Source organism: Pusillibacter faecalis, assembly GCF_018408705.1.
GTDB lineage: Bacteria > Bacillota > Clostridia > Oscillospirales > Oscillospiraceae > Oscillibacter > Oscillibacter faecalis.
Window position 1 is genome coordinate 1 of sequence record NZ_AP023420.1, and the last position, 20045, is coordinate 20045.

Genomic DNA, 20045 nt, shown 5'->3' on the forward strand with positions numbered 1-20045 from the left:
GATGTGATATTTTGTGAGCGTAAGGAGTGGATAGGAATTGAAGAAAGGAGTTCAGCATGAGAAGAAAAAAAGATAGAAGCAATGGCATTACTGCTTTGTATGAAAGACTGTCTCGTGATGATGATAATGCTGGAGAGAGTAACAGTATAGTTCATCAAAAGCAAATGCTTGAAGATTATGCTATGAAACATGGTTTTACGAATCTTGTTCATTTTACCGATGATGGTTGGAGTGGAGCGACTTTTGACAGACCTTCATGGAACAGACTTGTTGAAGGTGTTAAAAACGGAGAAATCACTGCCTGTATCTGCAAAGATATGTCCAGAATCGGCAGAGATCATCTGCAAGTAGGTTTTTTCACTGACATTCTGTTTAGAGAAAAGGAAGTTCGATTTATAGCAATCAATAATGGTATTGACAGTGACCGTCAAGAAACCAGTGAGTTTGCCCCTTTTCTGAATATCATGAATGAGTGGTTTGTCAGGGACACAAGTAAGAAAATTAAAGCTGTACTGAAATCCAGAGGTTCTTCCGGCAACGCTCATACAAGTAATATCCCACCATACGGCTATTTGAAAGACCCCGAAAACCCCGACCATTGGATTATTGATGAAGAAGCTGCTGAAGTAGTCCGCAGAATTTATCGCATGACTATTGAGGGAAAAGGACCTTATCAGATAGCAAGAGAACTTTCAGAAGAAAAAATTGAAAGACCATCTTATTATCTTGGCAAAAAGGGACTTGGAAATCATGCAAGCAACTATGACAAAGAAAATCCGTATATGTGGCGAGGAAATCAGGTTACTACTCTGATTGCCCGACCAGAGTATATCGGAAAGACTGTCAATTTCAGGACATTCAAAAATTCCTATAAGGACAAAAAGACGAAAAGGGCAGATAAGGAAGATTGGGTGGTTTTTTGATGATACACAAGAGCCTATTGTCGATGAAGAAACATGGCTGCTTGCTCAAAAGTTAAGACAGAATGTAAGAAAAGCAGATCCTATGGGCGAGCCTAATGTTCTGACCGGAAAGATTTACTGTGCTGATTGTGGTGCGCCGATGTATAATCACAGGCAGCGGAAAGGGCGAGAAAGAATATACTATACTGCCAAAGGCGAAAAAAGGACAAGTTATTCCAATCCGGCAGATTGTTATGAATGTTCCACATATAATCTTGCTTATCAGAAGTATGACCGACATTGTACTTGCCACCATATTTCAACAAAAGCACTTAAAAGCATCATTCTGAAAACCATACAGGAGACTTGCCATTATGTTTCTTTGAATGAGCGGGAGTTTGTTTATTCTCTGCAAGAAGAATCGGCGATGAAAGATATTGCTGTTTCTGAAACTGTAAAAAACCGCATTGAAAGAAATCAGAAGCGAGTTCACGAACTGGATATGCTTATCAGGAAAATCTATGAAGATAATGTGATTGGAAGATTGCCGGACAGACTTTTTTCAGAGTATGCTTACTGATTATGAAAATGAGCAGAACGAGCTGAACAAGATTATTGAGACTGACACCGCTGATATGCAACGGATTATAGGCGGTCAAAATAATGTGGAGCGTTTTCTAAAGCTGGTTAAAAAGTATGAGAACATTACAGAACTTACTCCTGCCATGATAAATGAATTTATCGACAAAATACTGGTTCACGAGCCACAAGGAAAAGGTGCAGACCGCACCACAGAGGTGGAGATATATCTTAACTATGTCGGGCAATTTCAAGTACCTGTGGAGCAGCATGAACCAACCGAGGAAGAAAGGATTGCTGCTGAAAAAGAGGCGGAACGACTTCGCAGAAAACGAGAATCCAATCGTAAGTATATGAAAAAGATTCGTGAGAAATCAAAAGAATTTGCGGAGCATGAGCGTATAGCAGAAGAAAAAAGCTCTGATAGCAATGTGTGTGTTGAACAGAACGCCACAAGCAAATCAAATCGGCAAAAAGTGAAAGGAGAAAAAATAGCATGACAGAATTGAAACTACGAATCCATGACGAAAGCAACGGTCTGGACTATGTTCTTGTGGGTGATTACTATGTGCCGGACTTGAAGCTACCGGAGGAACACCGCCCTATCGGTATGTGGGGCAGACTGCACAGGACATATTTGGAGCAGTACCGCCCTGCAAGGTTCTCTGCCCTCTGTTTATCCGGCGAACTGCATACTTACCTTGCTGATCTGAACGAACAGGCAACGGAAAGGTGCAGCCTTATCATTGAGCAGATGAAACAAGCCGAGGGCGTGACCGAAACCATGAAAGCAGACAATCAGATGTTGTGGGTACAGTCCATGAACTCTATCCGTAACCGAGCCGAAGAAATCATCAGACAGGAAATGATTTACTGCTGATTTTATCAAGTCCAAAACCAACAAATTTGTATCGTAAACGAAGCGACAGGTATTTCCTTATGAAGTGTCTGTCGCTTTTCATTTATCAAACTTTAAGGAGGAAAACACAATGAAGATGAACCGGAATGAAATGGAAGCCCTTTATGCCTTTGGCTGTCCGAACCTGAAAGCAACTGTCGAGCGTTTGCGTATGGTAGCTGCCCTTGCACCCGATCCAGTGGCGAAGAAGCTGTTTTATATGCTTTCCGTCAAGCTGAGTGCTGAGGGTGTTGAAAGGTGGTATCGCTGCTTTTACTGCAAGCTGCGTGTGTTGAAAAACCATAGGGAGGGCTGCTATGACGAGACTGACGAAGATTGAGAAAGAAACAATCGTTCTCTTTAATGAGGGCGAGGACAAGGCAAATATCTACACCCACAACGCCGGATTGAAAAAGAGGTTGGCTGCTTTTGCTAAGAAGTACCCTGACCTTTGCCGACTGGAAAAATCCAATGTTCAAGGCGGTGTTTCTTATGAGCTGGCAAAGTCCCGTCTGTCTATCCGTTTCCTGCCGCCTTACAGTGAGGAACGCAGACAGAAAGCCAGTGAATATGCGAAAAAGCATGGGCTGAACAGCCAGCAGGGATACTGTGATAATCAGGGCTGATATGCGGTTAAAATGTCAGGTGCAAACCTGATGTTTTGACCGTTGCCTATCGCCTGTGAGGAAAGTATCGGAGACTATAAATTTTACGGAAATGTGCGTTACAAGGTTTGAACAGGAACTCTGTACACAAAAATTTTTTTCTTCCATTCTTTAAGTTGATGAAGTATAATGAGATATGAAAAATTGAGGTTTTTAATACTCGATTTCAAACAATCATTTTTATATAGCTGGAACTATGGAGGGCAAAAAATGAATGATTTTTTACGAATGTGTTTGAATATAATTACACAAATAGGCCCCTATTTAGTTGTACTTCTTCTTTTGAAATATCTTGTAAATCTTCAACAAAAGAGAGCTAAAGAACGAGAGGAAGAACAGAAAAAGGGAATAATTAGAACGCATTATACAATAAAAACAGAGAAATTCCTTGTCGTGGCATTTATCGTAGGTACAATTTTTTTTGCTTGTTGTACGGCTATGAGTCTTAGGGAAAAAGAAGATATGTTTGTCATTTGTATATTTGGAATATTTTTTTTAGTAGGCATAAGCGGAATAGTCAATATGGTAATGTGGAAACTGGAAGTGAACGGAGATGAAATCACATGGCGGTCAACTTTTGGAAAAAAGAGAACTTTTCGTTTTGGGGATATTACCTACTGCGAGAGAAAAAAAGGTTCTGTGCGTGTATATGTAAATGGGGAAAAGCTATTTACCATTGATAGTAATATCGATAAAGAAGAATTTATGGAAGATATAGAGAGAAGAAGAATCCCTGTAAAATCTTACTGGACAAATCAGCATAAGAAGAATCGTAAATGACATAGATTTTATAACAGTACGATGTTAGACAACTGAATATGACCGTCAAAGTCGGATGAAGAAACCGATGTATTGAGCGTAAAGCGATCATGCGTCGGTTTTTCTTATTTCATGAGCTGACAGAATTCCGACTGTATATCGCCTGTGAGGAAAGTATCGGGGACTATGGATTTTGCAGAAATGTGCGTTACAGGTAAGTAAAAAAACTACTTGATAGAGTGTAAATTGAATTGTTCATATCGGTATGATATAATTTACTGAAATGAAGCAAGAAGGTGGACTTTTGTATGAAAAAATTTTTGAAAATATTGCTAATCATTATAGGAATAGTCTTTTTGATTTTTGCAGCACTGATATGTATTGGACTGTTTGTTGATTATGATGACCATATTGAAAATGGTCGCTATACTTATGTTCCGGAAGATGACAATAAAGACAATGCATATGTCGAATTCAATTTGAGCGATTACGATAAAAAGGATTCTGAACTCATATATTATAGTTCTGTCGAAGAAGCTATTTTGAATTCTCCTTTGAATACTGAAAATGAAGAATTTTCTGTTCCAGAAGATTTTCTTAATCATGTTGATGAAATATTGCATATATGGAATGGCAAACAGTATGATACGATTTTCTATCGGGCAGGAAGCGATAATGATCCCGTTCAAGGTTTTGTGATGGCACGCTGCAAAAAACAGGTGGAGGAAACAACTGTACAATATGCGTTTATGAATGCTACACCGGTTACAACTAAAGCGGATAGCATTCTTATATCTGATATTACAGAACTAATTCATTCATCTTTAAAATTAAGTGATTTTCAACAGGACTTGAATCCAAATTATCCAGATACCAGATTTGTTTTTGGCTATGCACATGATAAGGAAATTTACTCATTAGAAGTAGAAGGTCAAAAGCCAGATGGTGTTATTGAAATCAATGTATATGACAGAACGATGTATCTATGGTATTATGATGATTTAAAGAGCGACAAGAGAGGAAACAATCTAAGTTATTCAGTAGATATGCCAGAGTAATTTTTCAAATTGTCTAATCTGCCACAACTGAATATGACCGTCAAGGTCAGATGAAGAAACCGATGTATTGAGCGTAAAGCAATCATGCGTCGGTTTTTCTTTTTGCAAAATAGTCCGGTGGACTGTTTTGTAAAACCGAAGGAACTGACAGAGCTTGAGACGGGGCGAAGTCAGTTTGTTCGGGCGGGAGTACAGAGGGTGCAACCCTTTGTGCATGGGTACAGGGAATGCAATACCCCTGTGCAGGTCAAGGGCGGCAGCCTTGCCCAGTTAAGTGGCGTTTCGCCACTTAGTACTGGGTATTACTTGACGCAGAAAGCCGCAAGGAATCAGCTTCGCTGCCCTTCTCCCCTGTCGGGGAAATCAAAAAGAAGGAGGAACTCATGTGAAATTAACAAGGCACAATGGACGAGCCGGAAAGAATGGCGTTTATAATCCGAAGCACAATGACCGCAGTTTTGACATTGCCAACAGCGAACACATTGACGAAGAACGAGCCAAACAAAATCTCTATTGGGACTGTTACAATGGCTTCCGCAATTTCAAAAATCCCGAAAAGGAAAATGAGCTGTCTGCCACTTTTGAAGATGTGGAACAGCTTTTTTATCGTCAGCGGTATCGTGATTTTGTGACCGGACAGAACGAAAGAAATGTGAAGAACCGACACCCTGAAAGAAATAAGGAAACCGGAGATTTGCTCAAAAGCAAAAAGACCTGCCCAGAGGAAACGGTCTATCAGATTGGAACGCTTGATAATCATGTTCCACCAGAACTGCTCATTGAGATCGTCACAGAATTTATGGAAATCGTAAATGAGCGTTTCGGCTCTCATGTCCATATCCTGAATTGGGCACTGCACTTGGATGAAAGCACCCCTCATATTCACGAGCGTCATGTGTTCGACTGTGAAAATCAATATGGGGAGATTGCCCCACAACAGGAAAAGGCTTTGGAAGCACTGGGGTTTGAACTGCCAGAACCGGAGAAGCCTGTCGGAAGAAAAAATAACCGCAAGATGACTTTCGATTCAGCCTGCCGAGTGCTGTTGTTTGATGTGGCGAAAAAGCATGGCTTACAACTGGAAGAAGAACCGGAATATGGTGGTCGTGCTTATCTGGAAAAACAGGACTATATTCTTTTCAAGCAAAAGGAGCAACTGGCAGCACAGGAGCAAAAGTTGGAAGAACTCACGATGAAGATTGAAGATGTGGAAGCTCTGGTGGACGAGGTTGCCGATATTGCCTATGACAAGGCGGTTGAGGTCGTTGCTGATACTGTAAAACTGGAAACGCACAAGGAGGATATTAAGCTGGTGGAGCAGTCTAAAGCGTGGGTTCTCTCCCCTGAGCGTAAGGCTTCAAAGAAAGAAGTTGAGTATGCAGTGAAACGATTGGATGGCGTGATTGCCAGAATCACAAACGCTATGAAATCAACCATTCAGAAAATCCAAACCACGCTGATGAAACCGGAGGTCAAAAAAGCCGGAACGGAGCAAATCAAGAAGAAAGCCAAAAATTCTATTATAGAGCAGTTGAGCCGCAAAAAGAAAGAAATTGCAGAGCGTGAAGTCAGCCGGACGGATCAGGCAAAAAGCAAAAAACAGGATATGGAACTCTAAAGCACTTGCTGTTTTCACTTTGAAAATGACAGGTGCTTTTGCTTTAGGGAGTAAGAAAATATCTTCCATTCTTTAGGTTGATGAAGTATAATGATAGTAAGAAATTTTTTGTAATGACCTTAATCCAATAAGTGATTTTGCAATTATTCAGTAAAGGATGTAATTATATGAAAAAAGTATTGTTGCTTTCCAGTGTGATTATTATACTCGGTTTAACAGGCTGCTCTAACAAATATTTCAATGACTGGTTTAGCTCTGAACAAAATGAAACGGATAAGATGTGTCAACAAATTATCGAGGCATGTAAGCAACAGGATTCAGAGAAACTCAAATCTCTATTTTCCGAAGAAAGCAAAAAGAGCATTGAGAATTTAGACACTGAAATCTCTGATTTTTTCGATTATATTGAGGGCAGTATCCAAAGTTTTGAGGGCGATTGTGCATCATCAAGTGAAAGCAACTATGGTAAAAGGAAAACGGAATTGGATGGTATGTATCTCATATTGACAGAGAAGGAACGGTATTGTATGAATTTTTATATGTATAGTGAGGATGATGAAAATGCTCAAAATGTGGGGATATATAAAATTGAAATTGCATTGGAGAGCGAAGTGGCTGAGGATAATTTTATATGGGATAATCCCCCAAACGGTATTTTTGTTGGAGGACAAAATTGATTTTTGTTATGAGAGAACATTAAAGTATAAATTTCGGATGGTATAAGAAAAACTGACTACAATTAAATCTTCACAGCTTTACTAAGCAGGAAATCTGAAAAGTTCTCCTGCTTTTTTGCACTCAAAATAGAATGTGGAACTCTAAGACACTTGCTGTCTTCGTTTTGAAAATGACAGGTGCTTTTGCTTTGGGAGGCAAGAAAAAATCTTCCATTCTTTAGGTTGATGAAGTATAATGTAAGCAACAAACTTGAAGTTTAAGGGGATGATATTATGGATTTTGCTATATTTAGATTGTTTATAAGAGTTTCATTATTTGTTATAGCGTTAATTGCTTGCATTATCTATCTAATTAAAAAAAGAAAACTTATCTATTCGATATTTTTTGATAAAGAAGCGATAAAAAAAGAATATACTGGAAAAAATGATATAATATTTCTTCGATTGGCTAATACCATTCTTGTTATAGTAGCTATTCTTTTAATCTTATATTTGAAAGATTTTGTTTTAGATATGCCTTACATCATAAACAAACAGTATAGTTATGCAGAAGGATATGTAACTGAACAATCTCATGGTGGTGCAGATATATCTTCTGAAAGAAGAAGTATTTTTCTATATGATAAAGTTAAAGATGATGAAATCGAAATCACAGTATTTTCAAGGTATATTGATAAAAATACTTATTTAAAGGTACAATATCTTCCGCATACGAAATATGGTGCTATTGTAGAAATTAAATAATTCATTCTAAAAAGAAAATTTCCAGTTTGTATAACTGGCAACCCAACCACAATTAAATCTTCAAAGCTTTACTAAGCAGGAAATCTGAAAAGGTCTCCTGCTTTTTTGCACCTAAAATTAAATATGGAACTTTAAGGCACTTGCTATTTTCGTTTTGAAAATGACAGGTGCTTTTTTCGTTTCTGGAAAGGAGTCACATGAATGTATTTGAAGTTGTAAAAGAAAATGTTACTGCCCGACAAGCCGCAGAAGCCTATGGCTTGAAAGTGGGTCGCACTGGTATGGCGTGCTGTCCGTTTCACTCGGATAAGTCCCCCCCCCCAGTATGAAGCTGGATGAACGCTATTACTGTTTTGGCTGCGGGGCAACCGGAGACGCTGTTGATCTGACAGCGAAGCTATTCGGTATCGGGCTGAGGGAAGCTGCTGTCAAACTTGCTGAAGATTTTGGTCTTAACTATGACAGCCGACAAAAGCCCAGTATTCGCCCTCGTATTCGTGAGCCGACACCGGAACAGAAGTATCAAAAAGAAGAAAATCATTGCTACAAGGTGCTGACGGATTATTTTCATCTTCTTAGAGAATGGGAAAAGAAATACGCTCCTAAACAGCCGGATGAGGAATGGAATCCCCTGTTTGCAGAAGCACTGTATAAGAAGAACTATATCGAATATCTACTTGATATTCTTCTGTATGGTTCATTGGAGGAACGAAAAGCACTTGTGGCAGAACAGAGAAAGGAGGTGTTAAAACTTGAACAGCGAATTGCAGAACTGTCAGCAGACAGAACCATGCACAGTAGAAGAAATCCGAAACAGCTTAGAGCAGAGCGAGAAAGGTAAGGTTTATAATACTGCCGCAAATTATAAGCGTGTTCTGCAATATGACCCACTTTTTGAAAGGGGCTATCCGAAAAAAATCTTCTGACCGAAAGAATCGACATTGTGAAGCCCCTCGGTTGGTATCGTGACAGCCCGACATTGACGGATGTGGATGTGAAATATCTGCTCCTATATTTTGAAGAAAACTATGGATTGACCGTAGAGAAGAAAATCATAGACGCAGTTGCGGTTATTGCCAATGAAAATCGTTACCACCCTGTCTGTGATTTTCTCAATGCCTTGCAATGGGACGGAACAGAACGCATACGCTTCTGTCTGCACCGCTTTCTCGGTTCTGATACAGATGATTACACCTATGAAGCATTGAAGTTGTTTCTGCTGGGTGCTATCTCACGAGCCTTTAAGCCGGGGTGTAAATTTGAGGTAATGCTCTGTCTTGTAGGCGGTCAGGGAGCCGGAAAGTCCTCTTTCTTCCGTTTGCTTGCGGTCAATGATGATTGGTTCTCTGATGACTTGAAAAAGCTGGATGATGAAAATGTGTACCGCAAAATGCAGGGGCATTGGATTATTGAAATGTCGGAAATGATTGCAACCGCTAACGCTAAGAGCATTGAAGAAATCAAGTCCTTTCTGAGCCGCCAAAAGGAAACCTATAAGATACCGTATGAAACACATCCGGCAGACAGAAAACGACAATGTGTGTTTGGAGGTTCTTCTAATACCCTTGACTTTCTTCCCCTTGACCGAACAGGCAACCGCCGCTTCGTTCCGGTTATGGTCTATCCTGAAAGGGCTGAGGTTCATATTTTGGCGGATGAACAGGCTTCCAGAGAGTATATCAATCAGATGTGGGCAGAAGCTATGGAGATTTACAGAAGCGGCAATTTCCGTCTGAGATTCAGTCCGGCTATGAACGATTATCTGAAAGCCCACCAAAAGGATTTTATGCCGGAGGACACAAAGGCAGGACAGATTTTAGACTATCTGGAACGCTATTCCGGCAGCATGGTCTGTTCCAAACAGCTTTATAAGGAAGCACTGGGGCATGATTATGACGAACCGAAACAATGGGAACTGCGAGAGATCAATGACATTATGAATAACGCTGTCACAGGCTGGATGGCGTTCAGCAATCCGAGGTATTTTCCAGAGCCTTACCGCCGACAAAAAGGCTGGGAGCGTATTAGGAACGACAACGAGCCTGACAACAGCATGGATGGTTTTCAAGAAATCCCGACAGAGGAAATGGAACAGTTAGGACTTCCAGAAGAATGGTTGAAGCAAAAATAAAAGCCCGTTGTCGCTTCGGTTGTCGAGCCGGTTGTCGGTCTGGTTGTCGGGCAAAAATCCCGAAAGCCTTGATATTGCGGCACTTTTCCCTCTCTGACAACCATGACAACCAATATTATAAAGAAAAAGGAAATAGTAAAAAGATAGTATCGCCCGATAAAGAAAAAAGGTTTTCTGATGTCCGTTGTCGGAACTTCGTTGTCAGACCTTTCCTTGTCGGGCTTTTTCATTCAAGGAGGAATATCGTATGACAAATATTGTGAACAGTACACTACCCACCCCAAATAACCATTCGGAGAAAAACAAACCGGATGGAGTTTTTGTGATTAAGCAAGGCAAAACAAATTATAAAGTCAAAGTGTTTTTTGACCATAGTAGCGGTTTGACTGCGGAGGACAGGTTGAAACGTATTATTCAGGCAGAAGCAGAGAGAGAATCTGCGTAAGTAATATGAAAAATATCCACGCACCCCCTTGACAAAAGCTTTCAGAAGAAAGATGCTTCGATGATCACGGAAATAGAATTGCTGACACCAGAACCAATGTGATTGTGTTGGTACAAATTACGAGGCCCCTGAAAGAAGCCCATAAGCATATACCTGATGCCGTCCTGTTCGTTGCGCTGGGATTCGTTTTTAAGTTCATTGATTACAATAAGAGGAGCCCTCTTTATTTCACCGGTCTGCTTGTCAATTTCAAAAGAAAGCGCTTTCGTCGCCAGGTCAAATCCATGGGAATCCAAGCCTGACTTCTTTTTGAGATAGTTCTCCACAGCCACAAAAGCTTCACGTGCTGCCGACTCAAACTCGGATTTATATATGAGTTGTACGGCATCCGATAACGCTACATGGATATTGTATACCTCAAAAAAACCTTTGAGTTTCTTTAGGGAATATGGCATTAGGCTGCCGCAACAAGGACAAAATGTGAAATCATAAAAGTCAAACCCATATGTACCGTCGTTATATTCCCTTAGTTGCTTTCTCCTGGGTGGAAGAGAACACCCATTGGGACAAGCGTATTCTTTCCTCCTCATTGCTTTCACCTCATTTCATTCAGCATCACAGGAATTGTCCTTTTGGTGATGCCTTAAGTACAGTTGTCTTTTAGTGCAGCCGATAACCACGGACTTTCGTCTGTATACCCTTGCAGTACATCGATGACATGTTTATCAGTTGTCATTGCAAATACAAATGGTGCAATATGATGCGATGACAATACGGCCTTAAACTCATCACCTTCACGAATTTTTTGGGGAGGAATAGTGTTTTCGTTTAAGTTGTGCGTTTTCCGAGGTGGCGGATTCTTATATTCCAGCCATGCAATCTCGTGAGAGATGGTACTTTCACACCATTGTCCCATCAAGTTTTTGAAAAATACACGAACAATAAGTTTAGCGCCGGTATAATGATGATGGCTGGGGTTTGTTCTGAGGCGTTCCCAATTCTTTTCTGAGGCTTTTCTCAGTTCGCAAATCAACGCCTTGATTTCGGAGGTTTCAAAATGGATATTAATTTCCGTCTCCTCATCTGCTGATAATGCTTGTACAAAGCCTGGGAGCAAAGATGCCGGAAGCAACTTTTTATTCCCGTCGGAATCCTCTGTAAACTGCAATTCAATATCGGCTAACGTATAAACATTAATTGCAGGCGAATCACCAACATTTCTAAGCTTGATTGTAAATCCAAGCTGCATCCGAGTATAGTCCGTGGCATCCCAAACAGATCCGTATGAATCAGTTACATATGGAACAATACACGGTTGTTTATCTATTTTTATTTGTTTTGCAACAAGTTCGGCTGATTCCTTAGCGTAATTTGCTTGGCGCTTGGTGTGTCCAACATAAATGATCGTGACAACAACCATAATCAGCGAAGAAAGCAGAGATAGTACTCCTGCATAATCACTGTTGATGATTTTTATAAATTCCAGCATCTTTTTTCACCTCATTTCAACCGTTCACACAACGGCAGGATTTCTTCCAGTTTGGCAACGATGCGGCGCTGCTCATCGAGTGGCGGAAGAGGAAGTATCGAATTCACTATTTTCTCTTTCGATATATTTGGCTGTGCTCCACCTTCAGCCATTCCAAGATCAATAGAGTGATTTGGTGCCTTGAAATCCATATTGAGCCCCCAAAATTATTTTTCTGACGTAAAAGCAACTAATTTTATTTATTATACCAAATAGTTACTCCAAAAGATAGCCTTGAATTTTGAAGCCTTATAAGATTTTATACATTGAGATTATTTTCCATTAAAGCAGTTGTTAGATTTGCACTGTATCCTTAATGTGTCCTTTCATTTCCTGTACCTGATCAAATGTCTCCCGGTCAATGATCGCTTCATGAGCATTGTTTACCAGGTACATATCCAACTGCCCATCGTTTTTGACCTGCTTCCCGGTCAGGAAATCCGGCGTATAAGTTTTTTGCATCAGCACCTGCCCCACATACTTCTCGTTACTCAACATCCGATCGATGGTAGAGGTGCTCCACTCCTTCTTCCCTGTCACTGTTTTGATCCCGTGTTCTTCCAGGTAGCATTTGATCTTCCGTACACCGTTTCCCTGCACATAGAGCTCAAATATCTTCCGTACGATTTCCGCCTCCTCTGGGACCACCTGCAGTACACCGTCCGGTCCTTTTGTATAGCCAAGAAATTGAGAATGGTTCAGCATAGCTTTTCCACTTTTCATCCGTCGCCGCAAACCGAACTTGATATTGTCGCTTTTGTTCTGGCTCTCTGCCTGATCAAATGCGGCATACAGATCAATAATACTATCTGGAGTTGTCAATGTATTGATCCCACCCATCTCAACGTACACTCCGATACCCATTTGCTTTAACCTCCTGATCGTAGTCATGGTTTCTTTTGCATCTCTTCCAAAGCGGCTCAGCGACTTAACAAGGATCAAATCAATCTTTCCTTTCCAGCAGTCTTTCAGCATCTTTTGGTATCCGGGCCGGTTTTTCGTATGAAGTCCGGAGGCATTGTCTACATACACAGCGACAAGTCTCCAAAAGGGATTTCTTTTGATGTATTGCGTAAAGTACTCGATTTGGTTTTCCAGACTTTGCTGTTGTTCCTCGTAAGAAGTGCTGACCCGGCAATAAGCAGCGACTCTTAATTGCCGACTCCAAATAGTACGGTTCTCTTTCTCTTGTGGAATCTTGATCACATATCCAGACATAGCAAAACCTCCATGATATCACTGACCAGCAGTATATCATGGAGGTTTAATATAGAAAAAGCTACATTTTAGCCTTGATCTCAAGACTAAAATGTAGCTTTTAACTTGGCGGAGATGGAGGGATTTGAACCCCCGCACGCCTTTCGGCGCCTACCGGATTTCGAATCCGGACCCTTCAGCCACTTGGGTACATCTCCATATCGCACTTTGTTATTATGCCATATTCTTCTTTCGCTTGCAAGTCTTTTTCACCTTCCAAGCTTTCTTTTCTCCTAAAACCTTCTAATCGCTGCTCAGAGAGTGGCCGGCTGATGCCGGCCACTCTCTCGAACCTTTCCACTCAGCGCTCATATTCCACGATGCCATCGATCATAGTCATATCCACTTTCAGCTTGTGAATATCCATAGGGGCAATCTTTAAAATATCATCGGAGAGCACAATCATATCCGCCAACTTACCGACCTCAATACTCCCCTTGATGTTCTCCTGATAAGAGGCATAGGCCGGATGCAGGGTATAGCATCGGATGGCATCCAGCACAGAAACACACTGAGTCTGGTCAAACTGATAGTCCTTCGAGCGGTCATAGCGGTTCACTGCGGCATCGATCACATGAATGCCGACAGGACCGGAGGGCGCGTCAGAGTGCAGGGAGACCTTGATCCCAGCATCCAGCATACTGCGGACAGCCTCCAGATAGCGGCTGCGCTCCGGGCCATAGAAAGACGCGAGGTTTTTGCCGAGCATCTGAATCAGGCCGGGATGGAGAACTGGGCAGATATTCATTCTCGCCATCCGGTCGATCAGGTCCTGATCGACAATCACACAGTGTTCAATCCGGTGGCGTAGCCTCTTAACCTTCTCTGGATTTTCAGCAAAACAGCGCTCATATCCCTCTACCATAAACTCAACGGCCAAATCTCCCACCGCGTGAGCCGTGGCCTGGCATCCGGCATCGTTGATCTTTTTGATATAATCCCAGGTCTCTTCCCGCTCCCAGCCCCGTTCACGAGGAAGACTCGGATCATGAGAATAGGGCTCTCGGGTCGCGCAGGAGGGGCCGCCGGTACCACCGTCAATCATAAACTTACAGGGCCCTACCCGGAAATGCTCATCTCCAAGCCCCGTGAGAAAGCCCAGCTTCAGCCAATGGTCATTATCCTCCAAAGAGTAGGGTTTACCAAAAATGCTGTGGAGCGCCATGTAGCTGCGAACCCGGAACTCCCTGTCCCGGCAGAGTTTCTGCATCGTATGATAGGAGGGCCGGTCACACTCGCCCATATCGCCCACAGAGGTAATACCAGCAGTGAAACACTGCTGCTGGGACTTCAGCGCGGCTTTGCGCTGCTGCTCCTCCGTGTATTCCACCTGGCCCCACAGCCAGAAATGTGTGTGGCCCCGCACCATGCCAGTCAGCCTGCCATCTACAACCTCCACCTCGTCGGCGGGATATTTGGCCGCGTCCTCCGGACCGTAAACCCCCAGATATTCCAAGGCCTTATGGTTATACATGCAGATATGCCCGCCGCCATGCATACAGTGAACAGGGTGGTTGGGAGCGGCCTCATCCAATTCCTCAATGGTTGGATGGCGTCCCTCTGGAAACAGCGTGGGCTCGTAACCCATCATGGAAATCCAGCGCCCGGGCTGAAGCGTGCTGGCGGTTTTACGGATCATCTGCAGCATAGCCTCTAGAGAGGGGCAGTTCTTCTTGGTGGTGTCGATCATGCCGCAGGACATGTCCGGCCCCAGCATACCATTGAGAATCGGGTGAAAGTGGCTGTCGTTGAAGCCGGGAAGCAGTGAGCGCCCCGCCAGGTCATAGACCTTGGTATGGCTGTCAAGCAGCTGGTCGATGTCCGCATTGGAGCCGACGAAAACAATCTTGTTTCCTTTAATACCGACAGCCTGTGCCACCTCATCGGTCTCATTCACCGTAATGACGCTGCCATTTTTAAACGCCACGTCCAGGTAAGAAAAATCAAAGTTCATGCAGGCCTCTCCCTTCATCATGTCTGCCGGTGCGGACCGGCATCAAAAACGGAAGGGGCGGTTGCTAGCCGCCCCTGTTTCTTTGTTACCGTTCGTATTCCACCACGCCGTCAATCATGGTCATATCCACTTTTACATTGTGCAGCTCGTGGGTGTCAATCTTGAGAATATCCCGGTCCAGCACGATCAGATCTGCCAGCTTTCCATTTTCAATGCTGCCCTTGATATTCTCCTCATAGGAGCTATAGGCGGCGTTCCAGGTGCAGCAGCGAATGGCATCCAAGAGGGAGACCGCCTGGGTCATATCGCACTGGTAGTCCTGCCGGATGTCATAGCGATTCACAGCGCCGTCAATCATCTCAAAGCCCACAGGGCCGGAGGGAGCGTCGGAGTGCAGAGAACACTTGATTCCGGCCTCCATCATGCTCTTCAGGGCACCGAGATACTTGTTGCGCTCAGGACCATAGAACCGGGCCAGATTCTTACCGTTGCGGATCTGCAGCCCAGCGTTGACAGAGGGACAGATATTCATCTTGGCCATCCGGTCAATCAGATCCTGATCCACCAAGGTGCAGTGCTCAATCCGGTGGCGGCGGGCCTTGAACGCCTCTTTATCCGCACAGGCGGCGAAGGCCTTCTCATAGCCCTCCACCATGAACTCCACCGCGCCGTCGCCGATGGCGTGGGCCGTGGCCTGGCACTCGGCGTCGTCAATCAGCTTGATATAATCCCAGGTCTCTTCTCGTTCCCAGCCCCGCTCGCTGGGCAGCTCCGGATCATGGGAATAGGGCTCCCGAGTGTAGCAGGAGGGGCCGCCGGAGCCGCCGTCGATCATGAACTTGCAGGGGCCAACCCGGAAGTGCTCGTCGCCAAGCCCCGTGATAAAGCCCAGCTTCATCCAGTGCTCATTGTCCTCCTTCGAGTAGGGCTTGCCGAAAATGCTGTGAAGCGCCATATAGCTGCGAACCTTGAACTCACCGCTGCGGCACATCTTCTGCATAATGTGGTAGGAAGGGCGATCGCACTCGCCCATGTCGCCAATGGAGGTAATTCCATTTTCCAGCAGTTGCTGGTGGGACCGCATAGCGGCCTTTCTCTGCTGCTCCTCGGTGTATTCCACCTGACCCCACAGCCAGAAGTGGGTATGTCCCCGCACCAGACCAGTCAGCTTGCCGTTCTCGACTACAACCTCACCCTCAGGATACTTGGAGGCGTCCTCGGGACCATAAACCCCCAGATATTCCAGTGCTTTGGAGTTATATGTACTAATGTGGCCATTGCAGGTGCAACACTGCAACGGATTGTTGGGAGCTGCCGCGTCCAGTTCCTCCAAGGTGGGGTGGCGCTGCTCAGCCAGCAGACCGGCTTCATATCCCATGGTGGAGATCCACTGGCCAGGCTTTTTGGTGGCCGCGATCCTGCGGATCAAGTCCAACAGCTCAGGAATGGTTTTGCAGGCGCTCAAGCCGGTATCTACCATGGCAGAATCCAGTTCCGGTGCAATCATGCCATTGAGAATCGGGTGATAGTGGGTATCATTGATGCCGGGCATCAATGTGCGGCCTGCCAGATCATAGACCTTCGTGTGCTCGTCAATGAGCTGGTCGATGTCCGCGTTGGAACCGACAAACACAATCTTGTTTCCCTTGATACCGACAGCCTCTGCGATCTCATCGGTATCATTGACTGTAATGACACTGCCATTTTTAAACGCAATGTCCAGATAAGAAAAATCAAATTTCATGAAAGCCTCCCTTTTAAACCTTGCCTTTTGGCGCTCCAAAATCACAGATCACACAAAGAATTCTATAAAGTCTCATTCATTGTATGATCTCCTCTTAGTGGTCATACCATTATGCTATCCCCATTGTAGCAGACTTGTTGTCATTGTCAATAGATATTTGTGCAAAAAAGACGTTAAAAACTGAATTCCTTCCGTAGTCATCGTGAAATACAACAAAATTGAACATCCGTTTTTGTTTAAATATACAGGCGCATCAGACATCTTTATGTCATTTTAAACAATTCGCGTGCTTCACCCACCATATAGAGCGACCCACAGATACAGATCACATCCTCGCCTTCGGCGCTGCGCTGCAGCTCCCGCAGGGCATCTGTCATTGTCGCATAAGGCACCGCCGCAGCATAGCCATATTCATCCCGCAGGCGCTGGCACAGCTCCGGTGCAGGAAGTGCCCTGTGGCTGTCCGGAGTCACCGCAGCAATGCGTGCCGCCAGCGGCAAAATTGCGTCAAAGATTCCGTGAAAATCCTTGTCCGCCAACACGCCCATCAAAAAGGAGCATTTCTTTCCCGGGAAATACGACCGAAGAGAAGCCGCAATGGCCTCTGCGCACTGCTGGTTGTGGCCTCCATCAATGATGATAATCGGGTGCCTGGAGACGCATTCAAAGCGCCCCGGCCACACGGCAGTGCACATCCCTTTCAGGATTGCCTCGTCTGGAATCTGCCAGCCTTTTGTACGCAGGACCTCCAGAACTGTCAGGGCTGTGGCGGCATTTTGAAGCTGATGCTCTCCCAAAAGAGACAGGCAAATTTCCGGATATGGTCCCCAGGAGAATCTCTGTCCCTCCAGAGATTTGGAAAGAGGCACGGCGGAACGCGCCGGGATCAGTGCTGCTCCCCGCTCCTGACAAATTTCCTGTGTCACCCCTACCACGGCCTCTGAGGAATCTCCCAGCACCACCGTACCTCCGGCTTTGATAATCCCGCCCTTTTCTGCGGCGATTTTCTCAATGGTGTCCCCCAAAATCTCTGTGTGCTCCAGACCAATGCGCGTGATCACCGCCGCTTCTGGCACCGGAATGCTGTTGGTGGCATCCAGGCGGCCGCCCAGTCCCACCTCCAGCACGACAATGTCGCACCCAGCGGACAAAAAGCAGCAGAATGCCACACAGGTCAGCAGCTCAAACTGGGTCGGTGCATCCTCCATGGTGTCTGCCGCAGTTTTTACCTGCTCTGTGGCTTCCGCCAGGGCTGTGTCCGAGATCGGCTGTCCATTCACCTGAAAACGCTCATTATACCGGACCAGGTGAGGCGAGGTATACAGCCCCACCCGGTATCCTGCCTGACGCAGGCAGGCGTCCAGCAGGGCCGCAGTGGACCCTTTGCCATTGGTTCCAGCCACATGGACAAATTTTAACTGCTTCTCCGGATTTCCCAGCCGGCGCAGCAGCTCCGCCATGCGGTCCAGTCCCAAATGGCTGCCCATCATATCAATCTGCGCGTAATAGCGCAGGGCTTCTTCGTAAGTCATTATCCATACTCCACTCTGCCACGGAGGGACAGTACCGAACGGCACTGTCCCTCGCCTATTTATTTTGCCTCTGTCGTGATCACTCTCCGGATGACAGGGAATACCACGCCGCCGACTGCATTGCCCAGCGTCATGACCAACAGGTAGAGCAGGGTCTTTCCGCTCCACATTCCCGCGACGGAGAAATAATACATATTGGCTACACAGTGCTCAAAGCCGCACAGAATAAACACCATCACCCCAAAAAAGAGGGACAGGTACTTTCCAAGCTCATGGGAATTCCTGTTGAAGCCCTCCACAGCTATGTAAATCAGCAGGTTGCAGAAAATAGCCAGAAGAAAGATGCTCCCTAAGCTGTCTCCCAGCTTGGTCTCGCACAGCCCGGCCGCCTTTTCTACAATCGCAGGGGCGATTCGGGTGCTGCGCTCTGCCAGGGCCAGCAGACCCGTTCCGGCCAGATTCCCCACCCAGATAGGAATGAGATCCAGCGCATAGGCGGCGTCCTTTTCAAACACGTAGCATACCTTGCCGGTAAAGAGGTGCATTCCCATCGTGCAGATAGTAAAAAGTCCCACTGTAAAAAACAGGGCTCCCAGCACCTTGTTGTCTAGAGACAGGAACACCGTTCCGCCCAGGCCAATGCATATGCCCGCTAACAGCGCGGATAAGAACAGCTTGACGACTCTCACTGAGCCGCCCTCTTCGCAGCCTCCACCACGTGTCCGATCAGAACGGAGGTGGTAACTGCTCCCACGCCGCCGGGCACCGGGGTGATGGCCTCGACAATAGGCTCCACCTCGTCATACACAGCGTCGCCGGCAATGCCGCCCTTGGCCTCGTCCCAGTTGATGGAGACGTCAATCACCACCTGGCCGGGGCACACATAGTCCTTGGTAAGGCTCTTCAATACGCCTGCCGCGGAAACCAGAATGTCCGCCTCCCGGGCAACGGCGGCCACATCCCTGGTCTTGGTGTGGCAGACGGTAACGGTAGCGTTCTTAGCCAGCAACATCATGGCCGCGGGCTTGCCCACCACGAGGCTCCGGCCCAGTACCACGGCCTTCTTGCCAGTGCAGTCGATGCCATAGTGGTCTAGAATCTCCATACAGGCAGCAGGGGTGCAGGGCGCAAAGCCCAGCTCCTTGCCCATAAACACGCCGGCATTGGAGCCGTTCGTCATGCCGTCCACATCCTTGCGGGGGTCCAGACGGTTGCAGATTTCATCCTGGTCCGCCTTCAGATGCTTCGGCAGGGGACGGAACATCAGGACACCGTGAATCTGGTCATTGGCGTTGATGGCGTCGATGGTGCGGAGCAGCTCCTCCTTGCTGACATCCTCAGGCAGCAGGAACTTCTCCACCGCAACGCCCAGGGCTTCCGCACGCTTGGTGGCGCCCTTTTCATAGCTCAGATCGTCAGGCCGCTCGCCGCAGCGTACAATGGCCAGGGTGGGGTTCACGCCCCGGGCCTTCAGCTCCTCGCACTCCGCAATGATGCGGGCATTGAGCTTTTCATTGACTTCCTTTCCCAACAGCTGTTTTGCCATGATGATCC

Annotated in this window: 21 protein-coding genes, 1 tRNA gene and 2 pseudogenes; 14 read left to right on the top strand and 10 right to left on the bottom strand. The window is 45.5% G+C overall.

Annotated features, from left to right (window positions below):
- The first annotated feature begins 56 nt into the window (after nt 1-56).
- The 14 genes and pseudogenes from KJS55_RS17605 to KJS55_RS00070 all read left to right on the top strand — a co-directional run bounded on the left by KJS55_RS17605 (nt 57) and on the right by KJS55_RS00070 (nt 10476).
- Nucleotides 57-923, top strand: a complete 867-nt coding sequence (locus tag KJS55_RS17605) for a recombinase family protein (RefSeq protein ID WP_213542353.1) — start codon at nt 57-59, stop codon at nt 921-923.
- A gap of 82 nt (nt 924-1005) precedes the next feature.
- Complete coding sequence (locus KJS55_RS17610) at nt 1006-1482, top strand: recombinase zinc ribbon domain-containing protein (RefSeq protein ID WP_228300416.1); 477 nt, start codon at nt 1006-1008, stop codon at nt 1480-1482.
- Entirely contained in the window at nt 1439-1981 is a 543-nt protein-coding gene (locus tag KJS55_RS17615; RefSeq protein WP_228300417.1) for a DUF4368 domain-containing protein, read from the top strand. The genes KJS55_RS17610 and KJS55_RS17615 overlap by 44 nt, the downstream gene beginning before the upstream one ends.
- Nucleotides 1978-2361 (top strand): TnpV protein, encoded by a 384-nt coding sequence (locus KJS55_RS00020; protein WP_008371551.1) that lies wholly within the window; start codon nt 1978-1980, stop codon nt 2359-2361. Before KJS55_RS17615 ends, KJS55_RS00020 begins: the two co-directional genes overlap by 4 nt.
- A 109-nt stretch (nt 2362-2470) precedes the next feature.
- Nucleotides 2471-2719 carry a hypothetical protein gene (locus KJS55_RS00025; protein ID WP_005930789.1) on the top strand — a complete coding sequence of 83 codons (249 nt, stop codon included), beginning with the start codon at nt 2471-2473 and terminating at the stop codon, nt 2717-2719.
- Nucleotides 2697-3005, top strand: coding sequence for a molecular chaperone (locus KJS55_RS00030; RefSeq protein WP_117992063.1), 309 nt, complete (start codon nt 2697-2699; stop codon nt 3003-3005). Before KJS55_RS00025 ends, KJS55_RS00030 begins: the two co-directional genes overlap by 23 nt.
- Before the next feature lie 249 nt (nt 3006-3254).
- Nucleotides 3255-3824, top strand: a complete 570-nt coding sequence (locus KJS55_RS00035; protein WP_117962074.1) for a DUF6560 family protein — start codon at nt 3255-3257, stop codon at nt 3822-3824.
- 287 nt (nt 3825-4111) lie between these two features.
- Nucleotides 4112-4861, top strand: a complete 750-nt coding sequence (locus KJS55_RS00040) for a hypothetical protein (RefSeq protein WP_213540769.1) — start codon at nt 4112-4114, stop codon at nt 4859-4861.
- Between the two features lie 385 nt (nt 4862-5246).
- Entirely contained in the window at nt 5247-6479 is a 1233-nt protein-coding gene (locus tag KJS55_RS00045) for a plasmid recombination protein (RefSeq protein ID WP_009255108.1), read from the top strand.
- 167 nt (nt 6480-6646) lie between these two features.
- Nucleotides 6647-7156 (top strand): DUF5104 domain-containing protein, encoded by a 510-nt coding sequence (locus KJS55_RS00050; RefSeq protein ID WP_213540768.1) that lies wholly within the window; start codon nt 6647-6649, stop codon nt 7154-7156.
- A 273-nt stretch (nt 7157-7429) separates the two neighbouring features.
- Nucleotides 7430-7900, top strand: a complete 471-nt coding sequence (locus KJS55_RS00055) for a hypothetical protein (protein WP_003864560.1) — start codon at nt 7430-7432, stop codon at nt 7898-7900.
- 197 nt (nt 7901-8097) lie between these two features.
- Nucleotides 8098-8741 (top strand): annotated as a pseudogene (locus KJS55_RS00060) (CHC2 zinc finger domain-containing protein).
- A pseudogene (locus KJS55_RS00065) lies at nt 8665-10031 on the top strand (virulence-associated E family protein). Before KJS55_RS00060 ends, KJS55_RS00065 begins: the two co-directional pseudogenes overlap by 77 nt.
- 247 nt (nt 10032-10278) lie before the next feature.
- A complete protein-coding gene (locus KJS55_RS00070) occupies nt 10279-10476 on the top strand; it encodes a hypothetical protein (protein ID WP_005335835.1) in 198 nt (65 codons plus the stop codon).
- Between the two features lie 41 nt (nt 10477-10517).
- Here the strand turns inward: KJS55_RS00070 and KJS55_RS00075 are convergent, their stop codons facing one another.
- From KJS55_RS00075 to KJS55_RS00120, 10 genes are all read right to left on the bottom strand, one after another.
- Nucleotides 10518-11066 carry a TIGR02391 family protein gene (locus KJS55_RS00075; RefSeq protein ID WP_213542354.1) on the bottom strand — a complete coding sequence of 183 codons (549 nt, stop codon included), beginning with the start codon at nt 11064-11066 and terminating at the stop codon, nt 10518-10520.
- A 53-nt stretch (nt 11067-11119) separates the two neighbouring features.
- Complete coding sequence (locus KJS55_RS00080; protein ID WP_213542355.1) at nt 11120-11965, bottom strand: hypothetical protein; 846 nt, start codon at nt 11963-11965, stop codon at nt 11120-11122.
- An 11-nt stretch (nt 11966-11976) separates the two neighbouring features.
- A complete protein-coding gene (locus KJS55_RS00085; protein ID WP_213542356.1) occupies nt 11977-12156 on the bottom strand; it encodes a restriction endonuclease subunit S in 180 nt (59 codons plus the stop codon).
- A gap of 142 nt (nt 12157-12298) precedes the next feature.
- Nucleotides 12299-13222, bottom strand: a complete 924-nt coding sequence (locus KJS55_RS00090) for a recombinase family protein (protein ID WP_213542357.1) — start codon at nt 13220-13222, stop codon at nt 12299-12301.
- 106 nt (nt 13223-13328) lie between these two features.
- Nucleotides 13329-13419, bottom strand: a tRNA-Ser gene (locus tag KJS55_RS00095).
- A 143-nt stretch (nt 13420-13562) separates the two neighbouring features.
- On the bottom strand, nt 13563-15215 hold the full coding sequence (locus tag KJS55_RS00100) for an amidohydrolase (RefSeq protein WP_213542358.1): 1653 nt from the start codon (nt 15213-15215) through the stop codon (nt 13563-13565).
- Nucleotides 15216-15300: 85 nt separating this feature from the next.
- A complete protein-coding gene (locus KJS55_RS00105) occupies nt 15301-16959 on the bottom strand; it encodes an amidohydrolase (RefSeq protein WP_187028827.1) in 1659 nt (552 codons plus the stop codon).
- A gap of 263 nt (nt 16960-17222) precedes the next feature.
- A complete protein-coding gene (locus KJS55_RS00110; RefSeq protein WP_213542360.1) occupies nt 17223-18491 on the bottom strand; it encodes a bifunctional folylpolyglutamate synthase/dihydrofolate synthase in 1269 nt (422 codons plus the stop codon).
- Nucleotides 18492-18550: 59 nt separating this feature from the next.
- Nucleotides 18551-19180, bottom strand: coding sequence for a formate/nitrite transporter family protein (locus tag KJS55_RS00115; RefSeq protein ID WP_213542361.1), 630 nt, complete (start codon nt 19178-19180; stop codon nt 18551-18553).
- Entirely contained in the window at nt 19177-20037 is an 861-nt protein-coding gene (locus KJS55_RS00120) for a bifunctional 5,10-methylenetetrahydrofolate dehydrogenase/5,10-methenyltetrahydrofolate cyclohydrolase (RefSeq protein WP_213542363.1), read from the bottom strand. Before KJS55_RS00120 ends, KJS55_RS00115 begins: the two co-directional genes overlap by 4 nt.
- Between the last annotated feature and the right edge of the window lie 8 nt (nt 20038-20045).